At 59.6% G+C, this 12934-nt stretch carries 10 protein-coding genes; 2 read left to right on the top strand and 8 right to left on the bottom strand.

All coding sequences use genetic code 11. From position 1 onward, the window contains the following. Positions 1-18: 18 nt before the first annotated feature. From tal to FY550_RS02960, 7 genes are all read right to left on the bottom strand, one after another. Positions 19-990 carry a transaldolase gene (gene tal / locus FY550_RS02990; RefSeq protein WP_070981580.1) on the bottom strand — a complete coding sequence of 324 codons (972 nt, stop codon included), beginning with the start codon at positions 988-990 and terminating at the stop codon, positions 19-21. A gap of 129 nt (positions 991-1119) precedes the next feature. Next, positions 1120-2622 (bottom strand): xylulokinase, encoded by a 1503-nt coding sequence (gene xylB / locus FY550_RS02985; protein ID WP_070981577.1) that lies wholly within the window; start codon positions 2620-2622, stop codon positions 1120-1122. A 29-nt stretch (positions 2623-2651) separates the two neighbouring features. Then, positions 2652-4127 carry a mannitol dehydrogenase family protein gene (locus tag FY550_RS02980; protein ID WP_070981575.1) on the bottom strand — a complete coding sequence of 492 codons (1476 nt, stop codon included), beginning with the start codon at positions 4125-4127 and terminating at the stop codon, positions 2652-2654. A gap of 77 nt (positions 4128-4204) precedes the next feature. Beyond that, a complete protein-coding gene (locus FY550_RS02975) occupies positions 4205-5362 on the bottom strand; it encodes an ABC transporter ATP-binding protein (protein ID WP_070981572.1) in 1158 nt (385 codons plus the stop codon). 61 nt (positions 5363-5423) lie between these two features. Then, on the bottom strand, positions 5424-6245 hold the full coding sequence (locus FY550_RS02970) for a carbohydrate ABC transporter permease (RefSeq protein ID WP_070981570.1): 822 nt from the start codon (positions 6243-6245) through the stop codon (positions 5424-5426). After that, the gene (locus FY550_RS02965; RefSeq protein ID WP_070981899.1) at positions 6242-7087 is read right to left on the bottom strand and encodes a carbohydrate ABC transporter permease; all 846 of its coding nucleotides are present in this window, start codon (positions 7085-7087) and stop codon (positions 6242-6244) included. The genes FY550_RS02970 and FY550_RS02965 overlap by 4 nt, the downstream gene beginning before the upstream one ends. Positions 7088-7282: 195 nt before the next feature. Then, positions 7283-8599, bottom strand: a complete 1317-nt coding sequence (locus tag FY550_RS02960; RefSeq protein ID WP_070981568.1) for an ABC transporter substrate-binding protein — start codon at positions 8597-8599, stop codon at positions 7283-7285. A gap of 424 nt (positions 8600-9023) precedes the next feature. Here FY550_RS02960 and FY550_RS02955 point away from each other — a divergent pair, with 424 nt between their 5' ends. Beyond that, positions 9024-10037 (top strand): LacI family DNA-binding transcriptional regulator, encoded by a 1014-nt coding sequence (locus FY550_RS02955; protein ID WP_070981566.1) that lies wholly within the window; start codon positions 9024-9026, stop codon positions 10035-10037. Here FY550_RS02955 and FY550_RS02950 read toward each other — a convergent pair. Continuing rightward, the gene (locus tag FY550_RS02950) at positions 10034-12382 is read right to left on the bottom strand and encodes a mechanosensitive ion channel family protein (protein WP_233350263.1); all 2349 of its coding nucleotides are present in this window, start codon (positions 12380-12382) and stop codon (positions 10034-10036) included. The genes FY550_RS02955 and FY550_RS02950 overlap by 4 nt on opposite strands. Before the next feature lie 283 nt (positions 12383-12665). On the opposite strand from FY550_RS02950, the gene FY550_RS02945 reads away from it, so the two are divergent. After that, positions 12666-12923, top strand: coding sequence for a type B 50S ribosomal protein L31 (locus FY550_RS02945; RefSeq protein WP_070981560.1), 258 nt, complete (start codon positions 12666-12668; stop codon positions 12921-12923). Positions 12924-12934 lie beyond the last annotated feature (11 nt).

The raw sequence follows: 12934 nt of genomic DNA, 5'->3' as shown, positions 1-12934 counted from the left end.
GATCAATGACCCGAACAGTTACATCCGCTTTTCGATAAGACCTTCAAGCTTCTCCTGGTCTTCAGCGAACTTGCGAATGCCTTCGGCCAGCTTGTCGTTGGCCATCGCATCCTGGTTATGCTCCCAGCGGAACTGCGCTTCGGTCATTTTCTCACCACGCTGTTCGCTACCGCCACCAGACGTGGCGTTATCGGTCAGCTTGCGCTCCACTTCACCTTCGCTGTTGGCCAGCTCTTCGAGCAGGTTCGGCGAAATGGTCAGACGGTTGAGACCGGCCAGCGCCTTGATCTGATCGGTATTACGGAAGCTGGCGCCCATCACCACGGTTTCATAACCGTAACGATTGGAATAGTCCGCCACGCCGCGCACGAACTTCACGCCCGGATCATCATCCGGTGCATAGTGCTCAACGCCATCACGCTGCTTGTACCAGTCGGTAACACGTCCCACGAACGGCGAAATCAGGAATACGCCGGCTTCGAAGCAGGCACGTGCCTGTGCGTCACTGAACAGCAGCGTCAGGTTACAGTTGATGCCTTCCTTTTGAAGAATCTCGGCGGCCCGGATACCTTCCCAGGTCGAAGCCAGCTTGATCAGAATGCGATCGCGGCTGACATCCGCCTTTTCATAAAGCTCGACCAGCTTGCGCGCCTTGTCGATGCTGGCCTGCTGATCAAAGGAGAGCTTCGAGGCCACCTCGGTCGAAACACGCCCGGGGACCAGCTTGGTAATTTCGGTACCCACCACGACTGACAGTCGGTCGACAGCATGCTCGAGCCGAGCTTCACGACTCTGCCCTTCAGTCTCCTTTTTGACCTCGGCCAGTGTCTTGTCGATCAGCTCCTGATAACCCTCGAGATCAAACGCCTTGAGCAGCAGCGATGGATTGGTAGTGGAATCATAAGGCTGATATTTCTTGATCGCTTCCAGATCGCCGGTATCCGCCACGACCTTGGAGAGTGCCTTCAGGGATTCGAGCTGCGTTGCCATATCGCCTCCTGATTCGATGTCATTGGCAGGATGCACGGGGCACCCTTGCCACGGAAACTGTTCGTCTGGCCTGAGCCAGAACGAAACCGGTAGTGACCGTGCTCGCGAAGCTCGGAAGCTGTTGTAAAACTACACGGCCATACCCTGAGGATAGCGCTCCCGGAGCGTTCTGAGATAGTCACGATAAACTTCGCGGTAACAGCCTGCGCTCTCCTCACTCGGTATTGTGAGGGTAGATTCGTCAATATCAACCGCCCGCTCGCAAAGTTCGTGCAACTCAACCGTCTCTCCCTGCTGACGTCGATCACACCACTGGGCCTGTAACGCCGCGCCCAGTGCTGCTGCCTCACCGACCACCGGGCAGACCAGCTCGACATTCATCACATCCGCGACCATCTGACGCCAGACCTGACTGTTCGCACCACCTCCCACCAGGCGTAGCTGTTTGGGACGGATATCGAACTCGGCCAGCAGATCAAGCCCGTAACGCAACCCGAAAGTAGCGCCTTCCATTACCGCACGGCACAGATTATCCGCGGAGAAGTTGTGGCTCGACAGATTCAGGAAGCTGCCGGTTGCCTGCGGCAGCATCGGTACCCGCTCACCATTGAAAAATGGCAGCACGCGCACGCCTTCGGCGCCGATTGGCGCACGTTCAACCGCAGCGTTGAAGGCTTTCACATCATGGCCGATCAGTTCACGGATCTGATTGGTCGCCGAGGTCACGTTCATGGTGCAGATCAGCGGTAACCAACCGCCGTGACTACCACAGAAATTGGCAACCAGACCGTTACGCGACACCGTCGGCTGGGTCGAGCAGCCATAGATGGTACCCGAAGTCCCCAGGCTCATGGTGACGGCCCCGGGTGTGATATTGCCGGTACCGATCGCCCCCATCATGTTGTCCCCTCCCCCCGAGGAGACCACGACATTGTCGCCGAGCCCCAGCCGTTCGGCCACCTCACGACGCACCCAACCGGCCGGCTGATCGGGCTCGACCAGCCGCGGCAGCACCTGGCGGGCATCCAGCTCGGGAGCCACCCTGGCCAGCACATCCGGGGCCCACTCACGCTTGCGGGTATCGAAATATGCCGTCCCCGAGGCATCGCCATATTCGGCGGTCCGTTCGCCGGTCAGATAAAAGTTGAGATAGTCGTGCGGTAGCAGAAGCGTCGCAATACGATCATAAGCGTCACGCTGGTGTTTCCTCAGCCATGCCACCTTGGGTGCGGTATAGCCCGCCTGGGGGATGACCCCCAGACGATCGAGGCAGCCCTGCTCACCGCCCAGCGCTTCGATCAGCTCATCGTTCTCACGCGTGGCTTCAGTGTCATTCCAGAGCTTGCCGGGATAAACCGGTTCACCCCGTTCATCCAGTGCTACCATGCCATGCTGCTGACCGGAGACACCGATCGCCCGCACATGGTGGGCATCGACACCGGCGCTTTCGATGGCCTGATGAAAGGCCTGTTCGAAGGCTTCAACCCACCACGCGGGTTGCTGCTCACGACGACCGCTGGCGGCACTGATCAATTCATGAGGACTCGAAGCTTCGCCGATGATAACGCGCTGCTCGGGATCAAAGACCACCACCTTGGTACTCTGGGTACCACAGTCCACACCGATATACATGTCTCTCTCCCGTTGTCGTGATCGCTGCTTCAGTCCGCCTGGCGCAGTGCCTCGACCGTAGCGCGAGCCCCCTGACGATGCAGCCGGGAAAGTGCGTCGGTATAGGCTTCAACGAAGCGAGGATCGTCTACCAGATCACCGAACAGTTCACGATTTTCGATGAAGGCCAACGGATTATCGCGGTTATGCTGAGCGATGGCGTGCAGCTCATCCTTCAGCCGGTCAACAATCTCGATCGGTTCACCCTGCTCGTCGACCCCTTCAGCGTAGCGTGCCCAGCTGGCGACGACAGCCGCCGAGCGCTTGATCTCACCATCACGCTCGAGCTGTTCGCGAATTACCGGCAGCAGCCATTTGGGAATGCGATCCGAGCTTTCCGCACACAGTCGCGCCAGAGTGTCACGGATTTCGGGATTGGCAAACCGCTCGATCAGAGTGTGCTTGTACTCATCAAGGTCCACCCCGGGCACCGGTGACAGGGTCGGCGTCGCCTCCTCGTTCATGTAGTCGAGCAGGAAATTGGCGAACAGTTCGTCCTGACAGACCTCATGGGCATAGCGATAGCCGGCCAGGTAACCGAAATAGGTCAGCGCCTGGTGACTGGCATTGAGCAGACGCAGTTTCATCAGCTCGTAAGGCATGACGTCGTCGACCACTTGCACGCCGACTTCCTCATAAGGCGGCCGTCCCAGATTGAAGTGATCCTCGAGCACCCACTGGGTGAAGGGTTCACAGACCACCGGCCAGCCATCGTCGATGCCGAAGCGTTCCGCCACTTCGCGGCGATCGTCGTCGGTGGTCACCGGGGTAATCCGGTCGACCATCGAATTGGGAAAATGAATCGTCTCGTGCATCCAGCGGCCGACCTCGGGGCTCTTGCGCTCGGCATAGGCAGAGAACATCTTCCGGGCGACATCGCCATTGCCCTGGATATTGTCGCAGGACATGATCGTGAACGGCGCCATACCTCGCTCCAGCCGACGCCGGAGCGCTTCGGTCACCAGACCGAAGGTGGTTTTCGGTGCGGCACCCTCTTCGAGGTCATGCTTCACATCGGGATGCTCGAAGTTGAACTCACCGGTCACGTGATGGAAGTTGTACCCCCCTTCCGTCACCGTTAGTGAGACGATCTTCGTACTTTCGGCAGCCATCTGCTCGATTACCGCCTCCGGGTCCTCGGGGGCATAGAGATAATCCACGATCGAACCGATGACCCGCGGCTCGTACTGCCCGTCGGCATGCTTGAGCACCAGCGTATAGAGGCCATTCTGGGCGTCCATGACCTGTTTCATGCGCTGATCCGATGGCATCACACCCACGCCGCAAATGCCCCACTCCAGTGCCTTGCCTTCGTTCATCAGCGCGTCGAGATACATCGCCTGATGCGCACGATGAAATCCACCCACACCGAAGTGCACGATACCGATACCGACATCGCCGCGGTTGTACTGCGGTCTGGCAACGCCCTCGAGTGCTTCCAGCGTGGCTGCGTTGAGCGACTTCATGCGTCCTGCTCCCGAAAGATTGAATGAACCGGCCCTTTGCGTATCATCTGAACCGACAGCCTGTGCATGGCCCGATATCAGGCGGTCGCTTCCGATTCAGCCGGCTGTTTTGCCAACGCCTGTTCGGAGTTGGCATCAAACAGATGAAGCCTGGCAGAATCACAGGTCAGTGTGATCGTATCGCCCGAGCGAACGCGGGTATCACCCTCCAGCTGGGCGGTAACGCGATGGCCATCGACCTCGAGTTGCACCATGGTGACCGATCCAAGCGGTTCCACGACATCCACGACCCCGGTAAGCCCGTTTTCAAGTGCCGAGGCTTCACCTTCGTAATGTTGCAGATGCTCGGGGCGAATACCGACCCAGATTTCCTGGCCACGATGCGGCTCGAGCAGGCCACCGGTAAAGGCATCCCCGGCCCGAAAATGTGCAGTTTCCCCCTTGAGGGAACGGGCATCATCCCCGACTCGCATTTTCATGAAGTTCATTGATGGTGTGCCAATGAAACCGGCCACGAACATGTTGGCCGGTCGGGCATAGAGCGCGTTGGGTGTATCAATCTGCTGAATGCACCCGTCACGCATGACCACGATGCGCTGCCCCATGGTCATCGCCTCGGTCTGATCGTGCGTGACATAGAACGTGGTCACGCCCAGCTTGCGGTGCAGCTTGACGATCTCGGCGCGCATATCAACACGCAGTTTGGCATCGAGGTTGGAAAGCGGCTCGTCCATCAGAAAGACCTGCGGCTGACGGACGATTGCCCGGCCCAGGGCCACCCGCTGACGCTGACCACCGGAGAGGGCGCGCGGCTTGCGCTCCAGCAGATGCGTGATATCGAGAATGCCCGCAGCTTCATTGACCCGCTGCTCGATCTCGCTCTTCGAAGCCTTCTTCAGCCGCAGCGAGAAGGCCATGTTTTCAAACACCGTCATGTGGGGATAGAGCGCATAACTCTGGAAGACCATGGCGATATCGCGATCGCGCGCGGCCACCTCACTGACATCACGCCCGCCGATACGGATCTCGCCCTCGGTATTGTCCTCCAGGCCAGCGATCATGCGCATGGTGGTGGATTTGCCACAGCCCGAAGGGCCAACCAGCACCACAAACTCGCCATCCTCGGTAGTCAGATTAAAATCAGCTACCGCCGGGGCTTCCTCACTCCGGCCCGACTTGCCTGTCAGACCGCCACCATAGCGTTTGACGACGTTTTTCAGTTCCACGACTGCCATGGGAATGTTCTCCTGTCCTGCAGCGAACCCCTTCGGTCGCCGACCGAAGGCATGTGAATACCTATTTGACGGCGCCGAAGGTCAGGCCTCGCACCATCTGACGCTGGGCAAACCATCCCAGCACGACAATCGGCGTTACGGTCAGCACCGATGCAGCCGACATCTTGGCCCAGAACAACCCCTCGGCACTCTTGAACGAGGCGATGAAGACCGCCAGCGTCGCTGCATCGTGATCGGTCATGGTCAGACTCCAGAACGACTCGTTCCATGCCAGAATCAGCGCCAGTAGCCCGGTGGATGCCAACCCTGGCAGGGCCAGTGGCAGAATCACCCGAAACATGGTCTGCATGGTACTGGCACCATCGATGTCGGCGGCCTCGACGATGTCCTTCGGCACATCACGGAAGTAGGAGTACACCATCCACACCATGATCGGCAGGTTCATCGCCGTGAACAGCATGATCAGACCCCAGTCGTTATCGATCAGCCCCAGGCTCTTGTAGATCAGAAAGATCGGAATCAGCACACCCACCGCCGGGATGAACTTGGTCGAGACCATCCACACCAGAGTAAAATCGGTCCGCTTCGAGGGGTAGAACGCCATCGCAAAGGCTGCTGGCACAGCCAGTACCAGTCCCAGCAGGGTCGACACGGCCGCTGTAAAGAACGAGTTGAAGGCGTAGTGCCAATAACCTGCCCCCTGGGCAAGTGCCGTACGGAAACTTTCCAGCGTCGGCGAGAAAAAGAATTCCGGCGTCGTGGTAAAGGCCGTCTGCTCGGTTTTGAATGCCGTCAGCACCATCCACAGGATGGGGAAGAACATGATCAGCGCGACGACCCAGCCGACCACCGTCAGACCGATGTTGGAGCGTTGTGCGTTCATCGTGCACTCCCCGCATTGAGATTGCCGGCCACGAAACGGATCAGGAAGATGGCGAAGATGTTGGCCAGAATCACTGCGCCGATGGCTGCCGCCGACGACAATCCGATGTCGTACTGGAAGAAGGCGTTGAGATAGATGTAGTACGGCAGGTTGGTGGTCGCTGTGCCGGGGCCACCGCTGGTCGTGGCATAAATCTCGGCAAACGAGGTCAGAAAGAAGATGCTCTCCAGCATGACCACGACATACAGCACCTGGCCGAGGTGCGGAATCACGATGTGGCGAAACTCCTGCCACTTGTTGGCGCCATCAAGGCGTACCGCCTCGATCTGATCCTCCGGCAGCGACTGCAGACCGGTTAACAGGATCAACAGTGCAAAGGGTGTCCATTCCCACGAGATCATGATGATGATCGACAGCATGGGGTGGTGCGCCAGCCAATCGACCGGCTCGAACCCCAGCGAGCGCATCGCCCAGGAGATCAGCCCGTAAACCGGATGAAACAGCATATTCTTCCAGATCAGCCCGGTTACCACGGGCATCACGAAGAATGGTGAAATCGCCAGTGTGCGCGCCACACCACGACCGATGAAAGTCGCATTGAACAGTAGCGCCAGCAGCAGACCCAGCCCTACCGTCACGGCCAGACAGGCCACCACCAGTACCAGGGTATTGCCCAGCGCATCCCAGAAGGTGGCGTCGGTCAGCAGGATGGCGTAATTGCCGATGCCGGCGAAGCCTCGCATCATCGGCATCATCAGATTGTAGTTCTGGAACGAGTAGTAGATGGTCATGCCCAGTGGCACGATCATCCACACCAGCAGGAAGATCACTGCCGGCGCCATCAACCGCTTGACCGGTGCCCGGTGCCGGCGACTCGCGCCCTGTCCTGACGCGCTCCCAGCCGTTCCGGTGCCCTTTGCCGTCACTTCGCTCGTCATGACGAGGCCTCTTTGCACAAATCCGGATGGGCCCATGGCCACATCCGGTCATCTCTCACCGGCGCGCGGGCTCTCCCGCGCGCCACGCACGCCTGCTGCTTACTTGTCGTAGCCGGACTGCTTCATCAGCCGCGCAGTAAACTGCTGCGCCTGGTTCAGCCCCTGGTCAACACTGGTCTGGCCCGCCAGGATACCGGCCATGATCTGACCTACCCGGGTGCCAATCGCCTGGAACTGCGGGATGCTGATGAACTGGATACCGGTATAGGGCACCGGCTCCGCCGTGGGATGCTCGGGATCCGCACTCTTGATCGCAGTCAGCACCAGCGAAGAGAAGGGGGCAGCCTGCTTATAGCCCTCACTGTCATAGGTGGACTGACGCGTTCCTGGCGGCACTGCCAGCCAATCCTTCTTCTCGGCAACGCTCTGGATATACTGCTTCGAGGTTGCCCAGTCGACGAAGGCCTGTGCTGCTTCGCTGTGCGGCGCTGACTTCGGCACGGCCAGTGCCCATGAATAGAGCCAGTTGGCACCATTTTTGGTGGTCTGATAAGGCGCCTGGGCAAATCCGACGCTGTCAGCCACCTTCGAGTTGTCAGGATCGGAGACATAACCGGCAGCCACCGTGGAATCCACCCACATGCCACACTGGCCATTGGCGAACAGCGTCTCGGATTCGGTGAACCCGTTGGAGGTCACCCCGGGCGGGCCGTACTTGTTCATCAGCATCTTGTAATCGCTGGCCGCCTTGTGCCATGCCTCGGAGGTCAGCTGCGGCTTCCACTCCATATCGAACCAGCGTCCGCCATAGCTGTTCACCATGGTGTCGAAGAAGGCCATGTTCTGACCCCAGCCCGGCAGACCACGCAGACAGATGCCATAAACACCGTTGGAGGGATCATGGAGCTTCTGGGCAAACGCCTTCATCTGGTCCCAGGTCGGCCGGTCAGGCATTTCGATGCCGGCCTTTTTGAACAGATCCTTGCGGTAGTAGGTCATCGAGGATTCGGCATAGAACGGCAGCGCATAGAGCGTGCCGTCATACGAGAGCCCCTGCCGCACCGTCGGCAGCAGATCATCGACCTGGTAATCGTCAGGCAGGTTGTCCATCGGCTTGAGCCAGCCGTTTTTGGCCCAGATCGGTGTCTCGTAGTTGCTGACCGTAATCACGTCATACTGACCGCCACCGCTGGCAATATCGGTGGTAATCTTTTGCCGTAGCTCGTTCTCCGGCAGGGTGACGTAGTTGACCTTGACATCCGGATGAGCCCTGGTGAACTCATCCGTCATTTTCTGCATGGTCACCATATCGGGATTGTTGACGGTGGCTACGGTAATGGTGGTCGCCGCGCTGGCTGTAGTGGCTACGCCCAGCCCCGCGATGCCTGCCCCGACGATGACAGCTCCCCATCTCATGATCCGCTTCTCCTGATTATCCGGCGCCCGAGCGCCCCTGATATTCTTTTCACCGGGCGCCGCCCTGGAGCAGTCCCCGATCCGTGCCCGAGAAATGGTGCGCCCTGCAAACGATGGATGCTTTTATCATTTCGTATCATCCCCGTTCATGGTTCGCTCATGGAAAACAAGTCGAGACCATATGGACTTCCAAATCCTCGTAACCTCAGTGGGTTACACACTATGGAAAGTGGAACTACATGCCTCTCAACTTAAGTCCAGGCGACCAAAGGAGCACATTGGAGCGCTGCCCTGAGACAGGCGCGTCAATTACGCTGTTACTTCAGTGATACGCCAATGAAACGATCGATGTACCTGCATCATCGATAGCCAGTGGCGATGGCGTATCGTCCCGGTTTTCGCATCAGAGGTGGCTTCGATCACCATGTCTACCCGTTCCCGCGCCCGGCTCGAGGATGTCGCCAGCGCTGCCGGCGTCAGCCGCATTACCGTCTCACGCGCTTTCTCGGCACCCGAGCGTGTCCATCCCGATACGCTCGAACATGTGCTGACAACAGCGGACAAACTGGGCTATCGCCCGCAGCGTTCTCAGAAAAGAGGCTCGGGACAGTCGCGGCAAGCCACGCTCGGGGTCGTCAACCCCAACATGAGCAACCCCTTCTTCAGCGGGCTGACGCGTGCCATCACTCTGATTGGCCAGCAGCACAACTTCGAAGTCGTCATGTTCGACTCCTATGAGTCCGAACAGCAGGAAATGACGGCCATCGAGCGCCTGATACAGATGGAGGTTTCGGCGGTGATCGTTTCGGTCATCTCGTCCAACTCCAATTACCAGCCGAAGTGGCGGCAGGCACTTGCAGATGCGGACATTCCATTGATCCTGGTCGACCGCGAGATCGATACGGCGCCCTACGCCGGGGTCTACATCGACAATCTCGACTGCGGTTACAAGGCGGGGGCGTGGATGGCAAGCCAGCAGCCGAGCAGCGTACTGGCCATTTCAGGACTACCCGGCTCGCGAGTCTCCATCGGACGAACGTCCGGCATCCGTGAAGCACTGGGCGAGATACCGCTGGAAGTGCGTTACGCCGACTTCAACATGGCACTCGCCTACCAGCGTATGCGGGAACGGCTGCAGGAGGGGCCGCCACCGGGAGGCGTCATCGGGCTCAACAATCAGATCACACTGGGCATCATCAAGGCCTGTGTCGAAGCCGGCCTGCAACCACTGCGGGATATCCTGCTGTTCAGCATCGATGAGGTGCAGCACGCCGATATCTTCGGCCTGCCGATACCCTGTCTGCGTCATGACATCGACGAGATTGCCTATCGTACCGTCGCCCTCGCCCGCCAGGCACTTGAAACGCCCCAGGCGGGCGGCTCGCGAGTGGTCGTACGCAGCGCACTGAGCCTTCCATCAACGGATAAGCTGCCTTAAGGATGTGGTGTCGTCGCGCCATCGCCGGCGCCACTGTCACCGGGTGCATCCGTGGCACGACCATGGCGCTCCTCTACCCCGAGCCGTTCAAGCGTTTCGGCGCTCAGCGCTGAGCCGGCACGCAAGCGATATCGTGGGCGGCTCGCCGGCTGCCTGGCCGACTCGCTCTGCCCTGCTGCCCGCAGCGCTTCGGCATTTTCCAGGGTCACGCTCATGCGTGGCATCGCCAGATCGACCCCTGCCGCATCCATGCGCCGCTTGAGGCGCAGATTGAACTCTCGCGCCACATCCCACTGCATGACCGGTGCAGTACGAAAACGGGCGCGAACAATCGCTGCCCCCTGATCGAAACTCTCGATACCCTGCAATTCCAGCGGCGACCAGATCTTGAATCGAAACAGCGCATCCTCGCGCAACTCATCGGCCACTGCCTGAATCATGGCGATGGCATCGTCGATCGGCATGGCATGCGGTACCCGGATACGAAACAGCGCATATCCGAATTCACGGGAATAGTTCTGTACCGCCTTGATCTGGCTGAAGGGCACCGCATGGAGAATACCGTCGAGATCACGCAGTCGAACAGTCCGCAGACTGAGCTTCTCCACCGTGCCGACATTGCCCCCCACATCGACGAAATCATCGATCGCCAGGGTATCCTCCACCAGAATGAAAATGCCGGTAATCAGGTCCTGAACCAGCGTCTGCGCTCCGAAGCCGACCGCCAGACCGATGACACCAGCACCGGCCAGCAGCGGCGTGACGTTCACACCCAGATTGGCCAATACCACGATGGCAGTAATCACCACGATGGTGACAAAGACAATGTTGCGCAGCAGAGGCGTAATGGTTTCCGCCCGCGCCCGACGAGCCCGTCCACGCTGTGAGCGCGAGGTCGAGGTCATGGCGCGATGAATGGCAGTATCGGCAATGATCCAGACCAGCCAGGCCACCAGCAGGGTCACCCCGACACTGATCAGCGATAACATGATGCGCTCGCCCAGCTGACCATTGCTGGCGTTGAGCAGCGAGCCACCCCAGATGCGTGCCGCCAGTTCGGCAAACACGATCCAGCTGCCCAGGTGGGCCAGGGCGTAACCGAAACGCACCAGCCGCTTGCCATAACGGGTGCGCCGCCGTTCCGGAGCCCGCTGCGAGCTGCGATAGAGCAGCCCACCAATGATCAGCATGACCACCAGCAAGCCGGCAGTCAGCACCGCTCGACCAAAGTCGCTGCGGACATCACCGCTGTAACTGGCTACGGCGATCAGCGAAGCTCCTACTACGAGCAGCGCCGGGATATGCCAGATATTGCCCAGCACCAGCAACAGCTCGCTGACCAACCGACGGTCGCGACGCTGATGGTAGGGACGGTTGCGAATCAGGTGCCGTACCGGGCGCTTGAACCGGATGATGAAGGCCCCGGACACCAGGATCGCACACAAGCCGATGAATTCGGAAAGGAAACCGGCCAGATCATCACCCAGGGTACGTGTAATGATCGCAGAATTGGTGGCATCGCCCAGTGCCGCAAGCGCGCCGATGGCAAACAGCGGCCAGCCTGCCTGACGCCGCAGGATACGCAGGGCCACGCGCCGGTGCCCCCAGGTGAACAGGGCAAACACTACCTCGCACACCGAGGCGAAGATCATCCCACAGACCGTGGCGTATCCCAGGGTCAGTGCCAGCACGATGCCGGACGAGCTCTCCAGCCAGGAAGTAGCGGTCAACGTCAGCCCGAATGCCACGGCCCAGGGGACCACCCGCCGCAGACAGTAGCGCAGCATGGTCAGAGCCGTGGGCTGATCAGTCAGCTCCAGCCGTAACCCGTAGTGGTACAGCACGCGACGCAGCATGAAATAGAACAGGGTTGCCATACCGGCCCAGGCCAGCAGAGTCAGCCCGAAATCGCGCACACCCAGCCACCACTGCCGGGTATTGCCGAAATCCTCCTGCAAATCCTGCCACGCCGCACCGGCACGATCGCGCCAGATGGCGAGCAGGGCCTTGCCATTGTTCTGCCCTTCACCGGACTCGAGGCTGGAAGCCAGCGCGCCCAGCAGACCACCCCCTTCGCTACCACCGTTTTCAGCAGCCGCCTCCTGACTGGCCTGACGCAACTGCTTGAGTTGCTTGAGCAGTGCCGTACGCTGCTGATCGCTTTCCAGTACGCCGATGACCTGCTCCAGAGAAGCCTGCAGCTCCTTCGGCGAGGGGGCCTGTTCCTTTTCCGAGCCGCTACTCATACCGGGTATCCCGGCTGCGCCGGCCTGAAGCGGGATTACCAGACACCACATGACCAGTATCAGCCCCAGCCACCGTGTCCACGCTATCGCTGTTCTCATTGACGTCTGCTCACCGAGCCTTGTGCATTCATCATCGCGCCATGCGAGCCAGTTCAATCGGGATCACCCCGTTGCTCACCGGACAACGGGCTATCCGGAAGTGACGCCTTCGACCCCATTCCGGACGAAAAAATGCCCTGCTGCGCGACGATTCTGCCTGATGCCGCCGGCAAAGGGCACGAATTCGATGAGAAGATTGAAAAATCGGGCCGTTTGTCGCATCATTTCGCACCCTTGAAATACCCGGTTTGTCATTTTCGCAACGCCCGCGGAGCCAAACGCCATGAAATCAGGCATTCATCCCAACTACCGCAAGGTGGTCTTCCACGACACCAACGCGGACACCTACTTTCTGATCTCCTCGACCATCGAAACCGATGAGACCATCGAGCGTGAAGGCGAAACCTTCCCGCTGGTCCGACTGGATATCTCTTCTGCCTCGCATCCGTTCTATACGGGTCAGCAGCGCCAGATCAGCAGCGAAGGTCGTGCTGCCCAGTTCCGTCGGCGCTTCGGCAACTTCGGTCGCCGCCAGAGCTGAAGACCGCTCTA

The sequence above is a fragment of the Kushneria phosphatilytica genome (assembly GCF_008247605.1).
GTDB classification, from domain to species: Bacteria; Pseudomonadota; Gammaproteobacteria; order Pseudomonadales; family Halomonadaceae; genus Kushneria; species Kushneria phosphatilytica.
Note: the sequence above shows the minus strand (reverse complement) of the source record. Positions and strands in the feature narration are given on the sequence as shown.